Annotated in this window: 20 protein-coding genes; 15 read left to right on the top strand and 5 right to left on the bottom strand. The window is 47.6% G+C overall.

Going from position 1 to position 20,687, the window contains the following annotated elements:
* Positions 1 to 49: 49 nt before the first annotated feature.
* The 6 genes from Q0E49_RS04365 (at position 50) to Q0E49_RS04340 (ending at position 4,679) form a co-directional block, all read left to right on the top strand.
* Complete coding sequence (locus tag Q0E49_RS04365; RefSeq protein ID WP_273111380.1) at positions 50 to 256, top strand: hypothetical protein; 207 nt, start codon at positions 50 to 52, stop codon at positions 254 to 256.
* 136 nt (positions 257 to 392) lie between these two features.
* A complete protein-coding gene (locus Q0E49_RS04360) occupies positions 393 to 944 on the top strand; it encodes a uracil-DNA glycosylase family protein (RefSeq protein WP_295746740.1) in 552 nt (183 codons plus the stop codon).
* Positions 945 to 1,080: 136 nt separating this feature from the next.
* Positions 1,081 to 1,716 (top strand): DUF1919 domain-containing protein, encoded by a 636-nt coding sequence (locus Q0E49_RS04355; protein ID WP_295746735.1) that lies wholly within the window; start codon positions 1,081 to 1,083, stop codon positions 1,714 to 1,716.
* A gap of 4 nt (positions 1,717 to 1,720) precedes the next feature.
* Positions 1,721 to 2,575, top strand: coding sequence for a glycosyltransferase family 2 protein (locus Q0E49_RS04350; protein WP_295746734.1), 855 nt, complete (start codon positions 1,721 to 1,723; stop codon positions 2,573 to 2,575).
* A gap of 10 nt (positions 2,576 to 2,585) precedes the next feature.
* A complete protein-coding gene (locus Q0E49_RS04345; protein ID WP_295746733.1) occupies positions 2,586 to 3,776 on the top strand; it encodes a glycosyltransferase in 1,191 nt (396 codons plus the stop codon).
* A gap of 24 nt (positions 3,777 to 3,800) precedes the next feature.
* The gene (locus Q0E49_RS04340) at positions 3,801 to 4,679 is read left to right on the top strand and encodes a glycosyltransferase family 2 protein (RefSeq protein ID WP_295746732.1); all 879 of its coding nucleotides are present in this window, start codon (positions 3,801 to 3,803) and stop codon (positions 4,677 to 4,679) included.
* Between the two features lie 203 nt (positions 4,680 to 4,882).
* Here the strand turns inward: Q0E49_RS04340 and Q0E49_RS04335 are convergent, their stop codons facing one another.
* The 5 genes from Q0E49_RS04335 to Q0E49_RS04315 are packed head-to-tail and all read right to left on the bottom strand — an operon-like array spanning position 4,883 to position 8,743.
* On the bottom strand, positions 4,883 to 5,761 hold the full coding sequence (locus tag Q0E49_RS04335) for a glycosyltransferase family 2 protein (protein WP_295746731.1): 879 nt from the start codon (positions 5,759 to 5,761) through the stop codon (positions 4,883 to 4,885).
* A gap of 14 nt (positions 5,762 to 5,775) precedes the next feature.
* A complete protein-coding gene (locus Q0E49_RS04330; protein ID WP_295746730.1) occupies positions 5,776 to 5,946 on the bottom strand; it encodes a hypothetical protein in 171 nt (56 codons plus the stop codon).
* Positions 5,947 to 5,948: 2 nt separating this feature from the next.
* Positions 5,949 to 6,653 (bottom strand): glycosyltransferase, encoded by a 705-nt coding sequence (locus tag Q0E49_RS04325; RefSeq protein WP_295746729.1) that lies wholly within the window; start codon positions 6,651 to 6,653, stop codon positions 5,949 to 5,951.
* A 10-nt stretch (positions 6,654 to 6,663) separates the two neighbouring features.
* Positions 6,664 to 7,542: a glycosyltransferase family 2 protein gene (locus Q0E49_RS04320; RefSeq protein WP_295746728.1), complete on the bottom strand. Its 879-nt coding sequence runs from the start codon at positions 7,540 to 7,542 to the stop codon at positions 6,664 to 6,666.
* A complete protein-coding gene (locus tag Q0E49_RS04315; RefSeq protein ID WP_295746727.1) occupies positions 7,529 to 8,743 on the bottom strand; it encodes a glycosyltransferase family 8 protein in 1,215 nt (404 codons plus the stop codon). The genes Q0E49_RS04320 and Q0E49_RS04315 overlap by 14 nt, the downstream gene beginning before the upstream one ends.
* Positions 8,744 to 8,944: 201 nt before the next feature.
* On the opposite strand from Q0E49_RS04315, the gene secY2 reads away from it, so the two are divergent.
* From secY2 to Q0E49_RS04270, 9 genes are all read left to right on the top strand, one after another.
* The gene (secY2, locus tag Q0E49_RS04310; RefSeq protein ID WP_295746726.1) at positions 8,945 to 10,150 is read left to right on the top strand and encodes an accessory Sec system protein translocase subunit SecY2; all 1,206 of its coding nucleotides are present in this window, start codon (positions 8,945 to 8,947) and stop codon (positions 10,148 to 10,150) included.
* Positions 10,147 to 11,646 carry an accessory Sec system protein Asp1 gene (asp1, locus tag Q0E49_RS04305; RefSeq protein ID WP_295746725.1) on the top strand — a complete coding sequence of 500 codons (1,500 nt, stop codon included), beginning with the start codon at positions 10,147 to 10,149 and terminating at the stop codon, positions 11,644 to 11,646. The genes secY2 and asp1 overlap by 4 nt, the downstream gene beginning before the upstream one ends.
* The gene (gene asp2, locus Q0E49_RS04300; RefSeq protein WP_295746724.1) at positions 11,643 to 13,139 is read left to right on the top strand and encodes an accessory Sec system protein Asp2; all 1,497 of its coding nucleotides are present in this window, start codon (positions 11,643 to 11,645) and stop codon (positions 13,137 to 13,139) included. Before asp1 ends, asp2 begins: the two co-directional genes overlap by 4 nt.
* Positions 13,140 to 13,145: 6 nt before the next feature.
* Positions 13,146 to 14,033, top strand: coding sequence for an accessory Sec system protein Asp3 (gene asp3, locus Q0E49_RS04295; RefSeq protein WP_295746723.1), 888 nt, complete (start codon positions 13,146 to 13,148; stop codon positions 14,031 to 14,033).
* A 2-nt stretch (positions 14,034 to 14,035) separates the two neighbouring features.
* The gene (gene secA2, locus Q0E49_RS04290; protein ID WP_295746722.1) at positions 14,036 to 16,405 is read left to right on the top strand and encodes an accessory Sec system translocase SecA2; all 2,370 of its coding nucleotides are present in this window, start codon (positions 14,036 to 14,038) and stop codon (positions 16,403 to 16,405) included.
* A gap of 19 nt (positions 16,406 to 16,424) precedes the next feature.
* On the top strand, positions 16,425 to 17,966 hold the full coding sequence (gene gtfA / locus Q0E49_RS04285; protein WP_295746721.1) for an accessory Sec system glycosyltransferase GtfA: 1,542 nt from the start codon (positions 16,425 to 16,427) through the stop codon (positions 17,964 to 17,966).
* A complete protein-coding gene (gtfB, locus tag Q0E49_RS04280) occupies positions 17,959 to 19,284 on the top strand; it encodes an accessory Sec system glycosylation chaperone GtfB (protein ID WP_295746720.1) in 1,326 nt (441 codons plus the stop codon). Before gtfA ends, gtfB begins: the two co-directional genes overlap by 8 nt.
* Positions 19,281 to 19,472, top strand: a complete 192-nt coding sequence (locus tag Q0E49_RS04275; protein WP_295746719.1) for a hypothetical protein — start codon at positions 19,281 to 19,283, stop codon at positions 19,470 to 19,472. Before gtfB ends, Q0E49_RS04275 begins: the two co-directional genes overlap by 4 nt.
* Before the next feature lie 156 nt (positions 19,473 to 19,628).
* On the top strand, positions 19,629 to 20,687 hold a 1,059-nt coding region (locus Q0E49_RS04270), incomplete at its 3' end, for a serine-rich glycoprotein adhesin (protein ID WP_295746718.1).

The raw sequence follows: 20,687 nt of genomic DNA, 5'->3' as shown, positions 1-20,687 counted from the left end.
CATTTGAGAAAAAAGGACTACAACTGAAGGTGAAAAGGGGGTCAATATTATGACAGTAGAAAATGACACGATCAAGAACATGGAGAAGTATGATTTTGACGTGACTGATTCTGACGATAAGGCTATTGACCTGACCAAGATCAGCGATCAACCAGCAGATGCTGAATACGATTTGCGGATCAAGAACCACATTGTCCAAGACAATATGACTGGCCAACAAGTTGTTGATTCAGTCAACAGTTTGTTTGCTGCTTAATTGAATTTTCAGCTCCAGAAACGAAAGCCGCTGACGCGAAAAAACGTCAGCGGTTTTTTGATTCGTTGTATACTCGGTAGTGAAAACGGAGGAGGAAAAAGTGACAGATCAATTTCAGCAGATCAAGCAAGCACTGATGGCTGACCCAGAAAACAAGCATTTTACTGCGGCGGGGATTCCACCGCTATATTATGCGGGACCTAACGCCCGGATTAACCTGATTGCTCAGGCCCCGGGAAAGCGGGCCCAGGACCAGCGGATGTTTTGGAACGACCGGAGTGGTGTTCGGCTGCGCGAGTGGCTCGGGGTGAGCTGGGATGAGTTCTACCACTCGGGGAAGATCGCCATTATGCCGATGGACTTTTATTACCCGGGCAAGGGTCGCAGTGGTGACCTGCCACCCCGCAAAGGGTTTGCGGCCAAGTGGCACCCACAGCTATTAAAGCTGATGCCAAACATTCAGTTAACAATTCTCGTCGGTGCTTATGCAGCCCACGCCTACCTGGACTTACCAAAAAAGATTAAGCAAACGGAGATCGTCGAACACTACCAGCGATACTTGCCAGATTATTTGCCAATTATCCACCCCTCACCGCGTAACCAGGCGTGGGTCAAACACCATCCCTGGTTTGAAGAACAGCTGCTACCCGACTTGCAACGACGAGTCCGGCAAATAATTGATGAATGACCACGAAACCGGCGCCTCCTTTGACTGGCGCCGGTTTTTGATCTTCGTGGACGATAATCAAAAGGTCAATATCTAGAATGATTAAAAATGATATAATTAATGATAATATTACGATCATGAGATGGGCGATGAAGCAATGTGCGAGGAAATTCCGTTTTACGAACAACCGTTAGTGATTCGGCGGCAGCGGTTAATCAATAACGACTTTTCGATTATTTGTCAAAACTGCGTGGCTGGCTTCATTTACCATCAGCTGGGGCTCAAATTTCTGACACCCACAATTAACCTCTATTTTTACCCGGGAGACTTTCTCCACTTTGTGCAAAATCTGCATTATTACCTTAGTGATTGCCCGCTCGTTGAAGATCAACTGGCGCCCCAAAACTTTCCGGTGGGTTTGTTAGGCGATGCGCAACGGCAGATTCGAATCTACTTTAACCACGACAGTACGTTTGAAGCAGCAAAAGCTAAGTGGGAACGGCGTAAACAACGGGTTAACTACCAGCAACTTTATGTGATTGGTGGGGATGCATATGGTCAACCCTACAGCACCGCTCAGCTCCGCGCCTTTGACCAATTGCCTTTCCAGAACAAGGTCTTATTCACTGGAGCGGCCCACCCAGAGATTAAGTCTGCTTATCAAATTGACCATTGTGTCATTAATGGCCACCTCGGCCAGTGGTGGGACCATCTAGCGTCTGTTCGGGGAAGTAGATTGTTTGAGCAGTTCGACTACGTTAGTTTTCTAAATAATTACAACGAGGACGAGTGAAGAAATGGTTGATGAAAAATACAAGATATCAGTAATCGTGACGGTTTATAACAATCAACAGTACCTCGCTCGTTGCTTGCAGAGTATTATTAGTCAGAGTTACCACAACTTGGAGATTATCCTCGTTGATGATGGTTCGACGGACGGGTCGCTGGCAATCTGTGAAAAGTACCGGCAAAAAGACCAGCGAATTAGGCTGCTTCACCAGACTAACCAGGGAGTTGGTGCTGCCCGTAACCGCGGACTGGACGCTGCCACGGGCGACTATCTTTGCTTTGTTGATGACGATGACTTTGTTGGTAAAGACTACTGTCGGCACCTTATTGACATGGTTTTAACTGGGCAGGCAGAGATTGCTGCTGGCTTCTTTAACATCTTCAATATAACAACTAAGAAGTATTTGATTAGTCTGAACATTCCGTTAGGCGATCCATCTTTTGACGGCGTGTATAGTCCAGAACAGTGGATCGAATTTTGTTCTAAATATCAAGCAAAACTTGCAATCTTCCCAGGAGTTCTCTGGGGTAAATTGTTCCAAAAAAATCTTTTTGACAATGTGCGATGTCCCATTGGATGGCCGATTAATGAAGATGAGGCCATTTCCTGGCAGCTATATTTAAAGGCCAATCGAATTGCTTTTAAAAATTACCGCGATTATGTTTATTCTGATCATAATCCACAGGCAATTCACCGGGTGGTCCATACCCATCATCCGCATATGAGAACTAGAGAACAACAGCTTGCTTTAATGCAGGTATTGTCAATATCCACTAAAGTTATTACACATGAGTATCAGCAATTATGCCAGGCCCATGGTTCATCCTACCTACAAAGATTATTGAAACACTATCAACACTAAGGAGCACACAATGGAAAAAGTAGTCGCAATTTCGACCGATCAGAATTATCTCACCTCAGTTGAGACATTAATTAAGTCGCTGGCATATCATAATCGCGACGTGAAAGTTTATGTTATTAACGAAGACCTGCCTCAAGAATGGTTTATTAACCTCAATCAGCGGTTAGCTCCGATTAATGTTCAAGTTATCGATGCCAAGTTCGACCCAGCACTTATTAATGGGGTCAAGGTTACCGTCGATTACTTAAGTAAGATGACTTATGCCCGCATCTTGATTCCGCAGTTAATTCCTGAAGACCGGGTTTTGTATCTCGATGCTGATGTGATTGTTGACCGCAACCTTGATGACCTCTTCAATATTGATATGCAGGGACACCCGGTGGCAGCAGCTAAGGATTATTTTGGTGATTTCTTTAACGCGGGTGTTTTATTGATGGACAACTCCCAGCTCCGCTCAACTAATTTCGTCAATGATTTGCTGGAGAGGGGAAAGAATGCGCCGTCAGATAACGATCAAACACTACTTAATGAGCAGTTTAAAGATAATTATCTTCGTCTTCCGGGGACCTACAATGTACAGGTTGGTGGTGACCTAGTAACGTTCTGGCATCATGACCAATTAGACGCTTATGAACAGGAACTGAAAGCTTCTCAACCATATTCAATTATTCATTACACAACTGGTGATAAGCCGTGGAAAACAACTACAGCATTGCGTGAACGAAAAATTTGGTGGTCTTATCGAAATCTGGAATACAGTGAAATTATTAACCATTCTTCGCTACCAAATACGGAAATTCCTAATAAGCAAGGAACGTTGTTTACCTTTACTAATGATGAAAATGTCAAATGTTTGGCTGAATTGGCGCAAGCTCTACCACAGTATGAGTTTAATGTTGCTGCTTACACGTTAATGGGATCCAAGCTGATTCAAATGCTGAAATATCCGAATATCCGTCTTTATCCGTCAATGACTCAGCATACTTTGCAGCGAATGCTGAATGGAACAGATGCCTACTTAGACATTAATTATGGCTCAAAGGATGATAGCTTGCTTCAAAGGTTTGCTGATAGGAAATTACCGCTTGCTACCTTTGAAGATGTAGCAACACCTAATATGAAAGATAATCCGGACTATCATGTCTTTGCTAACGGTGACTTAGCAGGTATGGTGAAATTTATTCAAGAGTTGAATTATTAGTGGTTTGGTCAAAGGAGAATAGCCTTGTTAAAGTCTTCCCACCCTTCGATTTCACTTATTATCCCCATTTATAAGGTCGAAAAGTTTTTAAGGAATTGTTTGGATAGCATCGTTAAACAGACGTTCACTAATTTTGAAGTACTCATGGTTGATGATGGGTCTCCTGATAATTCTGGCTTAATCTGCTTGGAGTATCAGAAAAGGGATCCCCGTTTTCATTATTATCGTAAACCCAATGGTGGGGCTGCATCGGCACGAAACTATGCTTTGAAACTGGCACGCGGTGATTACTTTGCCTTCATCGATAGCGATGATTTTCTGAGTAATGATTACCTACAAGTTTTGGTTCAACAGGTTAAGGGCCAGCACAGTGACATTGCGGTTTGCTCATACTACATGATGAATGAAGAAAACCGCTTCTTTGTGCCGATGAATCCTGATGGGCATGATACCAGTTTCAACCGCTTGTATCGTCCAGAAGAATGGGTTCGCGAGTTTTTCAACCGCGATGGCATGATTTATACTGCCCCGTGGGCCAAATTATTTAGTCGGCGTGTTTTTCATAACCTATTTTTTCCTGAACAGATTGAAGCGGGTGACGATCAATTTACCATTTGGCGGGCGTATACCCGTGCAGATGTTATTTCCTTTCAAAATCAGCAGGCATATTGTTACGTAATGAATTCTCAATCTCTCAGTCACGTGAAGTTGAGTGCTTTTCGCTATGGTGTGACCTGTCTTGAGGAGCAAATAGCTACTTTTGGAGCGATTGGCTGGGATGTGTCTTACATGATTTCACTCTATCAACAACGGTTGGAAAACAGTTATCAAATGTCATTGCAAAAAGGTAATCTGGGGGAAGCAAGAAAGGCACAATTAAAGCTAAAATTACTAAAAATATAGACGTGGCAACTGTGATGTATTCACTTAGAGAAGGTTAATAAACAGTAAAAATGTCCCTCAACATTCTGCGAAAGCCGAATGCTAAGGGACACTATTATTCTCTATGAGCATAATGGATATGGCGGTAAAAGTATGAATAGAACTGTGTAAAAGAGAGCTCTATTGCTTTCTGTTTCCAGACTATCACACTTAAATTTTAATTCTTACTCTTGGAGTGTGTTTTTATCAATAATTTCTAGTTTATTAACAGCGTTGAGGTAACCATAATAATCACCGTCCGCGAGGTCATGTTCACGGTGATACTCCAGCCGCCGCAGATATTCAGCTAATTCTGCATTCACGTCAAAGTTGATGATGGTCAGGATAGCAATCCGCTCTTCAATTGAGGCTAGAGCATTTTGCCGGGACGGGTCAAACTGGTATGATTGCGAGTCAGTAACGTTTTGCCGGACGACATACATTGAGTCGTTAATGTAGACGATCTTATCAGCGAGTAAGTAAAATTTCCAGGTATTGGCATCATGAACATTATTGACTTCATTAGTAAAGTCGGCCATTTGAAGAAGGTTCCGTTTGAATAATTTGCCATTCAGATTGGTGAAACACTGATTCATAAACTCAGCAGTTTGATATTCTAATTCAAACCACTTTTGCGGGGTATAAACATGTTGGCTACCATCGAGAGTATGAATTAAGGTTTGACCATTTTGGTTATTAAACTCGAAAAAGTTAGCAAGAGCAACATCGGCAGATTCATCTTGCAGGTAGCCTAGCAAACGCTCTAGGTTGTCATTAGCACCTAGCCAGTCGAGCGCACTCATAAAGAACAACAAGTCTCCACTGGCAGCAGCTAGACCGGTATTAAGTGCTTGGGCTTCGCCAGAATGAGGAAGTGTCAGCACCTTTACTCGACGGTCTTTTTGCCGGGCCATTTCACAGACGGCGACGCTCTCATCAGTTGACCCATCGTCAACTAGGATTAGCTCTAGGTCATAGTGGGTTTGAGAGAGGACACTATCGATTGACTGTTGAAGGTACTTGCCGGCGTTATAAACCGGAATGATTACGGAAATTTTGTTCATGAGGTAACTCCTTGCTAATAGTTAACTTTATTGCGCTTATTTATGATGTTGATATTTTGCTGGGCCTGCTTGAAATTCGTTAGTTCTGCCACTTTCAGTGCATTATTGCGGTGCATTTGTAGCCGCCACATATAAGCGTTCGTTTCTAGCGGCAAAATTTCATTAAATTCCAGCAATTTTTCCATTGTCAGCCGCTGCTCAATTGCTGGTAAAGAAAAGAGCTGAGCTGGGTTGGCAACTCCGGTAATACTTTCAGCGCGGTTGTTGCGGTAAATATAGATTGCCTGGTCGATAAATGCCACTGATGAAACTTGCAGGTATAACTTCCAGATGGTGAGATCATCCTCATCAATTTTGCCAACTGGGAAACGGAGTTGGTCAAAGAGATCATGATCGAAAAGTGCTCCCCATGGTGTTGAAAAGCACTGACTGAGGTTTTTATCATTGGCATATTCAAAGGTAAACCACTTTTGAATAGGGTAAACAGTGGTTTGGTTGTCATGACTATACAGTCGGTAGATTCATCAAACTCGTCAAAATTACCCACCGCAATTTTGACATGGTTTTTGTTGACCAAGCTAGACAAGATATCCAATGCATTATCTGTTGAGTAACAATCATCCGGATCCACGAAGGTAAGGTATTGACCAGTTGAGACTTCAATTCCGGTATTGCGTGCTGCCGAGACACCAGCATTCTTCTGGCTGATTACCCGGATCCGCTTATCTTGTTCTTGATACTGCTGGCAGATTTGAAGTGAATTATCTGTGGAGCCGTCATTTACTAGGACAATTTCTAGGTTGCGATAGGTTTGGCTCACAATACTATCAAGGCACTGCTTGAGGTATGACGCAACATTATAAATGGGGACAATCACGCTAATTTTGTCCATAATCAACCTCCTACTGTTCCTGATGATATTTATTGACAATTTGTACTGAAAGTAATGAATGCTTGTAATTAGCTAGTTCAACGGCTGCTAAGGCATTTTGATAATGTGTATTTAGTCGCCATAGGTAGCCGCCTTGGTCGACTTGGGGATCCATATTCAAAATTGTTTCCATTGCTATTCGTTGTTCGTTAGCAGATAAGGAAAAGAGTTGCGCGGGATTGGCGATGCCAGTAATACTATCACTGCGATTATTACGATAGATATACATCGCCTGATTAATAAAGGCCACTGATGAAGTTTGTAAATAAAGTTTCCAGATGGTGAGATCATCTTCATCAATTTTTCCCACGGGGAAACGGACGTGTTTAAAGAATCGTTGGTCAAATAACTTTCCCCACGCAGTGGAAAAACATTGACTAAGGTTTTTATCACCGGTGTATTCGAAAGCAAACCACTTTTGAGTAGGATAAACGTTAATAACATCGTCATGACCAAATAGCCGATAACTATTGACTGATTCATCAAATTCGTCAAAATTACCAATTGCAATTTTGACGTGATATTGGTCAATTAGGCGGTGCAAAGTTGCAATCGCATTATTTGTCGCAAACCAGTCATCCGAATCGACAAAAGTAACATATTGACCGTTGGCTACATTAAGTCCCGTGTTTCTTGCTGCTGAAAGGCCCGCATTCTTCTGGCTAATCACCCGTATTCGCTTATCTTGTTCTTGGTATTGCTGGCAGATTTTGAGCGAATTGTCTGTCGAGCCGTCGTTGACCAGGATGATTTCCAGGTTGCGGTAAGTTTGGCTTACGATACTATCCAGACACTGCTTGAGGTAGGGTGCGACGTTATAAACCGGAACGATCACGCTAATTTTGTCCATGAGCGTCGTCCTCCGCGAGCTGCTTAATAGCGGTGACCATCCCCGCCACGTCGTCATTGGCAAAACTCTGGTAGTTGACCGCATCCTTCATACTGGAGTTTACCTCGTCAAAGGAGAGCATTGGTCGCCCAGACTGCTGAAATTCCTTGATGATTTTATCGTCCTTGCTACCGTAGTTAATATCGAGATAACAAGTCGCCTCAGCCATCAACTGCTGCAGGTTGGGCTTAGCCAGCGACTGGTAAAGGTGGACGTTCGGGTATTTGATTAATTTAATCAGCTGTCCACCCATATTGGTGTAGGCCGCAATATTGAAGGTCCACTTGGGAAGGGCGCGGACGAGTTTTTCTAGGTCCTTGATGTTTTCACTATTGGTCATCGTCAGGGATTGGCCTGCTTCCTGGTAATCAAAGACCGGTGGGAGGTCAGCTTGCTGACAAACTTCGCGCCATGAGAGGTCGTGGTACTGCCACCACTTACCGCGGTCACGGCTAGTGGAGAATTGCTGCCACGGCTTGGATGGGCTGGTAAAGTGGACAATGCTGGCATCGATGTCAGTCTTGTTCCAGTAATCGTGGTTAAAAGCCGGGTAGTAGGTACAAAGGAAGTCGTAACCGATGGCCCAGTTGTATTTCAATGGCAGGTGGAGATCAGTATCCTTGAAGAAACTATTGAGGACCGACTGGTCACCTTCCTGGAGTTCTGTATTGTTACCAGCTTTCAGCATTTTTTCGACAATCTGTGGATCCTGCTTCATGACCGGCATATTGAATAGCAGGACACCGGAATTAAACTTGTCGGTGTACAGCAAGTCAGGGATGGCCGCCAGCGCGTGGTCACCCATGTCCAGCGTAAACAACTCACTGAGGTTTTTGTCGACCACGATATCGCTATCTAGGTAAAGCACCCGCTCTTCGTCAATCAGGTCGGGGATCATGATCCGCCCGTAAGACATTTCGTTGATCTGTGGCTGGGAAACGTGCTCGTCTTTCAGCAGGTTGTCATCGATCTTAGTGTTGATTACCCGGCTATCAATTTCTTGAACACGGCGGTTAATGTTGCTGAACCATTCCTGGGGGATGTCCTTATTAATCACGTAAATCTTCGCCCCGGGGTGGTGGTAGAGGATTGACTTTGCTGTTGTTTCGATCTGGTTAATATAACCATAATCACCTGACAAGGCAAAAATTTCTGGTGTCATCACTGTTGCTCCTTTATCTGCGAAATACTTTCTTTATTATACTACTGTCAGTGATCGGACTCGACACCTTACCAAAGAATTATTAATTTACCAATGGCAGTTAATGTTATACTTTTAGTAACACTAAAACGACAAACTGAATTATCAATTGACAAGAGGGAGTGGGGGTGACCACTCCTTTCAGTTCTAGAGGAGACGCACATGGCAAAGACCTCACACTTAAGAAACCTCTACCGTAAGGCAGGCTTTACACTTTTTATTCTATTTATCTACGTTTGGGGATCATTTATCCCCCTGCCGTTTGCCCGGATCACCAGCCAATTCTCGCAACTGATGCACACCACTTCACACTCGATGATGGCCTTCATGAGCGGTGCCAACTTCCAGCAACTATCACTTTTTATGGTCGGGTTGGGGCCCATGATGATTGCGATGATCCTACTTCAATTGCTAATGATGACTCGTCTGTTCGGCTTTGATACCTTATCGGTTAACCAAATGGCGATGGCCCAGCAGTGGATGACCCTCTTCTTTGCAGCGTTGCAGTCAGCGTTCATCACGATTGGCTTCCACCTGACGGCAAACATTTACCAGGCAGTAGCGGTAACCATTATCTTGACGGCCGGCGCGATGTTTGTGACCTGGCTAGGAATCATGAACATGAAATTCGGAATTGGCGGGACGGTTACCCTGATCCTCTTTAATATCATCTCCGGATCCATCGGAATGGTGCGGCGTGCCGTAACGCAAATTATGAAGTTACCCTATGCTTGGTTGTGGCTAACTGGTTTACTCCTCCTGTCGTTAGGGCTGATGGTCTTCTGGATTGCCTTTACTAAGGCTTACTACCCGCTTTATACCGTTGATATCACCCTCTCAAGCAAGAACAAACCGGTGTTGAAGCCGGTCGGGTTGAACATGGGGGCGATGATGACTTACATGGTGGGGATGGCACTGTTAATGATGCCGACAATGCTCGGCGCGATTCTCGGGCCCCAGTCAATCTTTGCCAACCCGCGCTTTGATGCCGCCCTCAGCGGGGTCTTAACTTTCATTCTCTTTTATTTCTTTTCCTTCATGCAGTTTAGCCCGCGCCAGCAAGCAAAAGCGTTCCGTAACAGCAACACTTATATCCCCAACGTCCGGCCAGGCAAACCGACCCAGCGTTACCTCTCACGGCTAATGTGGGTCATCTGCTTCCCGGGGGCCGTCCTCAACACCATCCAACTAGTCTTTGGCCTGATGGGTCAGCAGTTCCTCGGTAAGTTTGGTAGCATTACGGTCATTCCAATGAACATCGTGATGATTGTCATGATTATCGGGGGGATGCGCGATACCTTGCTGACGCTGGTCTTCCCGCAGAAGTACTACCGTCTCGCCCGAAAGGAAAGGAGCCTTGAGGAATGAACTACTTTGTTCCGGCCTGGCATAAACAACTGATTGACTGGTCGTACAGCACACCAACACTTGAATTTGATGACGCTGTCAGCCACTTACGGATCCTCCAGGATAATGCGCAGCCAGTGGGCCTTGTTTTAACCGACTACCAGCCACAGTTAACGACAAAGTTAAACCAACTGGCCTTGTTCCCCAATACGGTCTGGTCAGCCTTTGACTACTTGCAGGGGATTGAAACACTTGATAGTCAGGTCGTCGACATTCGCGACCTGAAGTGGCCCGCTGATGCCTTGTTTGACTTTACCAACTTCCGGATTTTTGTCGTGGCTGGTGGCCAACACTATGCCACCATTGTCTTGGATACCCAGGGGAAAATCCTCCAGGTGAACTACGTTGCTGGCGATAACGCCGGTAGTACGCTCCTTTTTGACAGCCGGGGCTTCGTTTCCCGGCAAAGTCAGGGGCAGGTGGATACCTACTTTGATCCCAGCGGTAACTGGCGGTTTAAACATGACCGGCACAGCGACCGGGTAACGGTCAACCAGGAACTAGTACAGACTGCCCACGGGGAGTACGCCCACTTAGGCGCCCTCTTAGAAGAAGTGGTTACTGAACATTTTTTGCCCCGGATAAAGAAAAACGACCAGCTGGTGGTAACGGTCGATGATGCCGCCACCATTAATCTTTCACAAACGTTTTGCCACCAGCGGCCGATTTACTCGGCAAGTCGCTGGGCACCTTACGACCAGGTAATTGCTCACTTGGCCGGTGAACGGTTGATCGTCGATAGTGACAAGACGGCTAGCCGGGTCAAACAGTTTGTCACTCCTGGACAGCTGGCAACCCTCCCGCTTTTCCAATCACAGTTTAAGTTGGGCCACAGTCAACGCTTGGCGGAGCAACGGGTTGCCGTTTTTGCGGAGCACATGACTGACCAAGAACTGATGGCCGTCTTGGATCAGCTTTATCCGCGATTAATGAAGGACCCGGGCGCTACTGCCCTTTACCTCTTCTCTTATTCCAACGACCAGGCGGGGATGGTTAGCCGGGTCTTTGCCCACTTCCGCAAGAAACATGATGGCGAGTTCATCCTGTCAGTTGACGAAATCGATCCTGGTGAAAACCAGCTGGAGGAAGATGAACTGCCACCACTACTGAAGATTAAGCAGCAACGCTTAGTATCTAACGCTGATGTGCTAACCGCCCTGGATAAAATACGCTTGCTGATCCTGTGGGGGCAACCCGATGAATTTATGTCGATGGCCGCGGTCAGTGTCGGCATTCCGATTCTCCAAAACGTTGCCAGCAGTGAGCTAGAGGACCACCATAATGGGTTGCTCTGTCATAACTGGGATCAGCTGGCGAACGGGGTGTCCTACTACCTCGACCATCTGAAAAACTGGAATACTTCGCTGGTTTACAACGTTCAGCTGCTGAATAAGTATTCTGAAGCCAACCTCCTCAAGCGCTGGCAAGAATACCTGGAAGGGGATGAAAACGGATGAAGGTACTCCAACTAGGTCCGGATAACTGGGCCGACCACTACCAACTGCCGGCAGAGATGGAGTGGGAGTTTAATGACTTTCCGCCCAAGAAGAAACACAGTTACGACGTGGTCATTGTGACTGGCGACAACCAGCTGACTGATGAGGACTGGCAAAAACTGCAGTGGTTGGTCGACCCCTACCACGTGCTGTTCTCACCCAATACGGCAGACCAGCTGACATCGGCTGCCCGTCACTTTCTCAAGTGCCAGGCCGCGGCACCAATTAAAGACGACCCGCAGACGGTCATCGGTTTTCTACCCCGGCGGTACTTTTTTGGTCAGTCGGGGATCCGCTTTTTGCCGAGTGCATTGATGCCGCTGATGGACCGGCTGACAGCTTACGAAATGCTTGATAGTGGTCACGTCGTATTGAAAACTGATACCCACGACCAGTGGCTTAATGTGGGCACCTATAAATCAGGTTTATTCCTTGACCCTCATAAGCTGATTAAACTGTGGCTGGCTTACCAGGCTGAGGGATTGGCAGTTCGCTTGCGCGTCTTTATTCAGCCGGCGGGCGGTGACGGCGACCCCAATGCGTCCTTTGTCCTCGATGCCAGTTCAGCAGAAGAACTGCAGCTGCCAATTAAGGTCGTCGACTACAACCGTTACGCCAATATTAGCCTGGAGGTCAAGGGTGCCGGAACCCTCAAACTCGGGATTCTTCACTCCCGGTGGGGACGAGAAGGCTACGGTGAATTTATCGCTGGTGGTCAACGAATTGTCGACCCGGCCACGCGGGAAGACATCGCCTACTTCTGCAACCCTGGCGACCTTCAGCCGCCGCTGAACGTTTACTTTTCCGGGGCCCGGTCGCTGGAAGGCTTTGAAGCTTTTCCCATGTTTCGCTACGCCAAGGCGCCGGCAATTCTTTTTACCGACATGCGCCTGGAAGTGGGGCAGTTCTACACGACTAGCCACATGGAAGAAGAGATTAAGCGAGTTATTCGGGACTACCTCAAGCAACTGGGCTTTGATGAGTCGCAGTTGATTATGAACGGCATTTCCATGGGTACCTATCCGGCAATCCGGCTGGGCGCCCAGCTGGGTGCTTACGCCATTAACGTGGCGAAGCCGCTGGCCGGCTTAGGGCTGATTGCCCAGCGGGGGCGGCTGGAGCGGCCGTTTGGTTTTGAAACTATCTTCGATATTGATAACCAGTTGGTTGACCGACTGGATGAGGAACAGCTTAGCCAACTAGATAAGCGCTTCTGGGAAGACTTTAACCAGTGTGACCTGAGTAAGACCCGCCTCTTTGTGGCCTACATGAAAGACGATGACTATGATAACCAGGCGATCGAACACTTCCGGCACAGCCCGGCGGTGGCGCGGGCTCGCGAATTTGCGTCTCGCGGTTTTGCCGGCCACCACAACGATGACCCGTCGGTTAATTACTGGTTTGCTAACCGTCTTCACCAAATGTTAACCAATGATTTTGGCAGAAAGGAGTAGCTGCTGATGCAGAAACTGGTCAACCATATTTACTGGTCCAATAACCGGACCTTTCTTGCCGGCAGCCGGGTTAGTCTGTCGTCGCGACTGAAAGTGAAGTGGACGAACTCCCTGATGGCGCCAGGGCGGGCAATTATTACCTGGAAGTCGGCCTACAACTACCAGGGAGATAAGACCGTCCCCCAGTTGCCGATTTTACGGAATGGTTATCGTTACCGGATTTATGCCCACCTAAGTGCAGAACCAGCGAGTGCTTACCTGATCCGCTTGACTTTCTTTGACCTGCAGGGGACGGAAATCAAACGGGTAGAATTCCGTTCGCGGGAAAAGAACTTTGTCTACCCGGCAGAAACAGTCAGCTACCAAATTGAAATTATTAATGCCGGGATGACCAAGATGAGCTTTGACCGGCTGGATATCTGCGAAGCTAACCTACCGAAAGAAGTTCATGATGATGTCTGGGTCCACCGGCTTTACCATGACGGTCCGTCTAAGCCCCGCAATATTATCTTGGTTAACGACGCTAAACAGTCGCGGCGGACGTACCCGTCACTAGTCAAACGGTCCTTCTTCCTGCCAGTGCAGGTGATTAGTTTTGCCTGGCAAAGCGAGCGGGATGCCAGGAAGTGGTTAATGCAGTGGCTGGTCCAACAACGGCTGGGTGAATTTCACTTGGTCAGTTCTGACCCGCAGCTTGACCAGTTAGTCTGGGATGTTAAGCAAGCTAATCCACAGTGTGAGATCTTACTCGCTACTATCCGCCAAGAGGGGTTGCTTGACTACCACGTCTGGAATGCAGAACCACTGAGCTGGCAGTCACCCAACATTGTTGAGCCTAACTGGCCCAAGATTGTCAGTGTGATGCAAAATATCTGGGGAAAGAAGGTTGATTAACAATGCTTGATATTGGCGAACGTCATACTATTCGACGACTCCTGAAAAAAGTTAACCGTCTGGCCCCGGAAATGCGGCAGATGAGCGACTCAGAACTACAGCAGCAAACCGCTCTGCTGCGCGAGCAAATTAAAGCGGGGAAGATCTTAGAGCAAGTTTTGCCCCGCGCCTACGCAACGGTTCGGGAGGCCGACTACCGGGTATTAGGCCTCTATCCCTATGATGTCCAGGTGATGGGCGCCATCGTGATGAATCAGGGTTATATTGCCGAGATGAAGACCGGGGAAGGGAAGACCCTGACGGCAACGATGCCCCTCTACCTCAACGGGTTGATGCACAAGGGAGCCTTTTTAGTGACCCCGAACGAGTACCTAGCTGAACGTGATGAGACCCAGTTGGCTCCCGTTTACGAATTCCTTGGGTTGACGGTCAGCACCGCCTTTCGTAAGTCGACGGATAAACGTAAAGCGAGCGTGACCCCCAAGGAAAAGCGGCAGTGGTACGGGGCCGACATCGTCTACATGACCTCGAGTGGTTTTGCCTTTGACTACCTCTTCAGTAACCTGGCTGGTAATAAGGAAGGGCAGTTTTTTCCTAAACCGTTTAACTATGCCCTGGTGGACGAAGTGGACATGGTGTTGCTTGATAGCGCGACCTCACCTTTCGTGGTGGCCTCAGCGCCGCGGGTGCTGTCGACGATGTACAAGCTCGCCGATGACTTCGTGGTCTCGCTGGTTCCCAAACTTGATTATGTCGTCAAACGTCGCGACAAGGCTGTTTGGCTGACTTATCACGGCGTGCGGAAAGCCGAAAGTTACTTCCGGATTGACGACCTCTTTGATTTGAAGTACCGGGAATTATACCGGCACATCTGCTTAGCGCTGCGGGCGCACTTCTTCATGAAACGCGACCATGATTATGTGGTTCGTGATGGTAAGGTAATCCTGCTGGATGAGACTAACGGGCGGCTCATGAAGGGCATTCAGGTCAGCTCCGGGATCCAGCAAGCAACGGAACAAAAGGAAGGGGTTGACGTGACACCCCTGCGGCAGACAGCCGCGTCAGTAACCTTCCCTAGTCTGTTCGGGATGTTTAACAAGATTGCCGGTATGAGTGGGACCGCCAAGGTGGACGAAAACGAGTTTATCAACACTTACAACATGAAAGTGGTCACGATCCCGACAAACAAACCGGTGATCCGCCAGGACCTGCCAGCCAAGATCTACCTGACGACGTCGGACAAACTGCTCGATGCGCTCAAGCAGGTGGTTCACCTCCATCAAATCGGCCGGCCAGTTCTCCTGGTTGCCGGGTCGGTAGAAAATTCCGAGATTATTTCCGAACTCCTGTTGAATAAGGGGATTCCCCACAACGTCCTGAACGCCTTTAATGCCAGCCGAGAAGCGGCGATGGTCAAAGACGCCGGTCAAGAAGGGGCGGTGACTGTGGCCACCAACATGGCGGGTCGGGGAACCGACATTAAGATTAGCGAAGCAGTTCGTCAAAAGGGCGGCTTAGCAGTGATCGGCACCGAAATGCTGGCTGAACGGGTCCGTCTGCAATTAGCCGGGCGTGCCGGTCGACAGGGCGACCCCGGGACGAGCCAGTTCTACGTGTCCCTAGAAGACGACTTCGTCACCAAGGCGATGACCAGCCGTTTCCAGAAGTACTACCGTCACAAGGTTGCTTTGAAGCGGGCGGGACGAGAGATCAGCCAGCTTCACGGCCCGCGGATTCGTTTCTCCCTCTGGATGCTCAAAAACCGGGTAGCCAGTGCGGAGGAAAACCAGCGGACACAGACCAATAAGTACGAAACGACGCTGCGCCTTCAACGGGCGACCTTTTATGACGAACGGAACCGGGTCATTAGTCAAGACAACCTTCAGCAGACGGTTGATAGCTGGGTTGATCAGGGAATCGACTTCTTCTTGGCTCAACGTGATACCTGGGATCCGGTAACGATTAAGCGGTTGGTGAACCACCACTTCACCTACGAAGCCGTCGACTTGCCAGATAACTTGACTAGTAAGGAGCGGGTGCGGACTTACCTGAAGGGCCTGTGCCAGCAGATCATCAGTCAAAAGGCGAAAATGCTGATTAACGAGAAACAGTTAAACGCCTTTTACCGGAAGTGTCTGTTGACGGCGCTTGATACGTCATGGACTGACCAGGTCGACTACCTGAACACCCTGCGGTCCTATGTCGGCTCGTGGGCGCTTGCCGGACGCGATTCAGGTTACGTTTATAACGAACGGGCGTATAATGCTTATCAGAAGCTCTTGAAGAAAGTAAAAATGCGGGCAATCGACAACTTGATGCTGAGTATCATTAACTTGAACAAGAAGAACCAGTTGGTTGTTCAATTCATGTAGTAGTTTTGGAGGACACAGAATGACAGTCTATAACGTTAACTTAGGGATTGGCTGGGCTAGCAGCGGGGTGGAATACGCCCAGGCTTACCGGGCACGAGCACTGCGTCAAAAGCAGCTTCCCGCGAAATTTATTTTTTCTGACCTCATTTTGGCCAATAACATCGAAGACCTGACTGCGAACTTAGGCTTTACTGACGATCAAATTATTTGGTTCTATAACTTCTTTACCGACGTCAGAATTGCGCCGTCCGATTACCCCCTGGCTAAGTGGGAACAGGACGTTCACCTGGAAGAACGTGGCAAGTACGAAAAAAAGGTCACGGAAAAAGAAGCCCAGTATAGTCTTCCCAACGAAGACCTCTGGATTGGCGTTCGCTTCCACGATGCCCAAAAGCAGACAATTGACCAAGTGTCCTACGTTACCACTGACGGGATGATGGTTAAACGCGACTTTTACTCCTACACGAAATATGCCTGCGAATATTACAGTGGTGAGCGGCAAAATAACCATGTTACTTTCCGGGAATTTTATAACGAGGACGGCTCGGTCGCCTACACGGAATACCTGACTCAGAATAAGGGAGAAGTCTTTGAATTCCCTCACCAGCAGATTTACTACTCCAAAAACGACCTTTACCGGGAAATGGTCCGGCAATTGAATTGGACAGCTGACGACGTGGTGATTTTGGACCGGACTGGTGAAGGAACCAACCTGAGTAACGGCCAGATTATTTTCGAAGAACACCGGCCAGCCAAATTGGTGGTGGTTGTTCACGCCGACCACTATGACCAGCACTATACGGATAAGCACCGCGTTTTGTGGAATAATTTCTACGAATACTCGTTTACCCACCCGGATGAGGTGGCCTCCTTTATTGTGGCCACGGATAAACAAAAAGAGCTACTGCTGAAGCAAGAAGAGAAGTATTACGGCCACAAGCTACGGGTGGATACGATCCCGGTCGGTAGTTTGGACCAACTTCGGCACCCTGAAAAGCCCCGCAAACGGCATTCACTGATTACGGCATCCCGGCTAGCGACGGAAAAACACCTCGACTGGCTGGTGAAGGCGGTGGCTATCGCTCACGAGCAAATCAGTGACGTGACACTGGATATTTATGGGCAGGGGGTCGAGCATGATCGGCTGAAGAAGTTGATTGATAGTCGCAATGCCGGGGCCTACATCCGCTTGATGGGGCAGCATGACCTGACAAACACTTACACCCACTACGATGGGTACGTGGCTGCTTCGACCAGTGAAGGTTTTGGCCTCAGCTTGCTGGAAGCCGTGGGTTCCGGGTTGCCGATGATCGGCTTTGACGTCCCGTACGGTAACCAAACCTTCATTGATAACGGACAAAACGGCTACCTGCTGGATTACAACGAGGAGTGGTCAGACCAGCAAAAGGTTGAGGCGCTGGCCAAGGCAATTATTCGCCTCTTTACTGAGGCTGATTTGGCGGCCTTTAGTCAGCACTCTTACCAGCTGGCTACCCCGTACCTGCAGGATAATATCGCCGCCAAGTGGCAAAGCTTATTGGAGGAACTAGTGAATGATTAACTTATTTGAACACTACGATGTGGCGTCGGCAGACTTGCTGCGGTCACAGATCATCGCCAAAATGAAGGTGCCCTCTGTCGCAATTTTTGATGATGGTTTTCTTCCCCAGGAAGTTGATTCGCCAATTCAGCACTATTGCCAGTTTAACCGGCACCACGAACCACTGTACTTTGACAAACTACCGCTACCCAAGTACTGGAAAATCAACTCTACGGCGGGGTCAGGAACGGTTTACGACCTCAACCAGAAACGGGCGGAGATTACTTACAGCTCTGCTGATAATTCCCGGATTATTAAGGAAGTCCGCTGGCTGGATTTGACTGGTCAGGTCAACTGGGTTGACCATTACAACCGCTATGGAGAACGCTTTGCGAAGACTTATTACGAAAATGGGCGGGCGGTCTTTGAAAAGTACTTCAAGGATAGTCACCAGCAAGTGATGGCCTGGAACTGCCTGAAGGGTGACTTCTGGCTTAAGGTCGGTGGCTATGAACGTCACTTTGCTAGCCGGGCCAACTTTGTGGCCTATTATCTCCAGCAACGTCAATACCCGCTGGACCACGTCATCTATAACACACTAAACGTTTCGCTGGCAGTAACGATGAATCTGCCAAAGTCTGGGAGTGACATTTTGTTCTGGCACGAGCGGACGGCCGACCAGTTGCCTGGCAATATGCAGTACCTGGTGGACAATGAGACCCGGACTAAGCACGTGATTTTCCAGAATTACACCGACTGGCAACAACGTGATCGTTTCTTGCCCAAGGAACCCGGACACGTTAATTTCCAATACCTCGGCATGATCTACCCACACCCGCGGAGTAATAAGCTTCAGCAACGGGGGTTGGTTTTGACTAATTCAGACCAGGTTGAGCAGTTGGACAAGCTGGTCAAATTGCTACCGAACTTTGAGTTTAACGTGGCGGCAGTGACAGAAATGTCGGGCAAGTTAATGCAGTTTGGTGATTTGCCGAACGTCAATGTCTACCCAACAGTTAGCCAGCAACGCTTGAAGAAGTTGATGGCGGATTGTGATGTTTATCTGGATATTAACCACGGGGATGAAATTCTCGATGCCGTCCGCGGCGCCTTTGAACAGAATATGCTGATTGTCGGTTTTACGGATACGCTTCACAACCGGCAATTTATCGCGCCAGAGAACGTCTTTAACAAGGACGCGGTTAAGCAGATGGCCCAGGTGATTCTTACCGCACTGGTTAAACCTGAGGAAATGAAGCGCTTGGTTGACACCCAGCGGCAATTGGCTGGTGATGTCCTCGTGGAAGACTACCAGCGCGTATTTGGTGAGTTGAAATGAAAGATGATCACAAAAAACAAGATAAAACACTGGTAGAAGACCATGCTTTACGCCGCTTACATAAGGTGGAAAAAGAGCAACGAAAGCCATACATTAAGCAAAAAGGTCACTTCAGTGTTCAGAATATTTTGATGGGATTCCTGTTTGTCGTGATCTTAGTGGTCATGGTTATAGGGATGATCCGCTAATTAAATAAATAAAGTTGAATGAATTGCTGGGAATCGTTAAAGATCCCAGCAATTTTCTTGTTAAGTGCAGGTAAATGATTATAATATTATTGTTAATCGATAAAACGTTTTAAAAAGATTTGCCAATAAATTATTGATTGGAAGGAGAAACTGGTAATGAAGAAGACGGTGCAAGACGAGGAAGCCAGTCGGGTCAAGCTGTATAAAACGCGGCAAGGGTGGGTTTCATGCTTGAATCGCTGGGTAAAGTTGTTATTTGTCAGACAGGACCAGCCATCTGTGGAAGCACGAATGACGAACGTTGATGAATTAGACAATTCGCTGTCTGACACCACCGAAGCTTATTTGAAGGGGCTCGGGGTTTTATCAACCATTTTGGGTGTGGGAATCGGTGCTGAGACAGCGGCGCCAATGACTGTCCACGCGGCAACGAAGACCGTTGACCAGGCAGACTCGCAGGTAGTAGGTTCCGGTAGTACTAGTGGTCATCAGTCAGGTGCGACCTCACTGGCTCAGGGAACAGTCTACTTGAATAATTTGACGGTGCAGAATCAAGGAAATGCTGGGCAGACAAAAGCAGACAGCGTATCGCTGAGTGATTCTGCGTCGCTTTTTGGGAGTTTACTTTTCTCAAGATCAATTAGTGATTCAGCATCGACGGATAATTCAAATTCAGTAAGCTTTAACAAGAGCGAGTCTCTTTCGAAAGATGGATCTACATCATCTAGCCAGAGCCAGAGTATCAATAATTCTACCCAAGCGTCAGTTTCACTGAGCCAAGATAAAAGTGCAGAAAACTCTGCGCAAAGCTCTGCTTCAACGAGTACTCATGATAGTGACTCCAATTCACTTAGTGTCGCGGACTCAACCAGCACTAGCGAAGCAAATAGCGTCTCCACTTCGAAGTCCGCTTCGGATAGTGTAAAGACAAGCGAATCTAATTCTGCAAAGAATTCACAGCACAACAGTGAATCAGAGTCGGTAAAGAACTCGACGTCATTGAGTGTGGCTAACTCCACCAGCACTAGCAAAGCAAATAGCGTATCCACGTCGAAGTCCGCTTCAGATAGTGTAAAGACAAGCGAAGCTAATTCGGCAAAGACTTCACAGCGCAACAGTGAATCAACTTCGCAAGCCGCAAGCACGTCAACATCCATGAGCGTGCAGACAAGTAAATCTAATTCGACGAAAGCTTCGCAGCACAGTAGTGAATCA

The organism is uncultured Limosilactobacillus sp. (genome assembly GCF_934202235.1).
Lineage (GTDB): Bacteria > Bacillota > Bacilli > Lactobacillales > Lactobacillaceae > Limosilactobacillus.
This window is presented reverse-complemented; position numbering and strand designations above follow the sequence as displayed.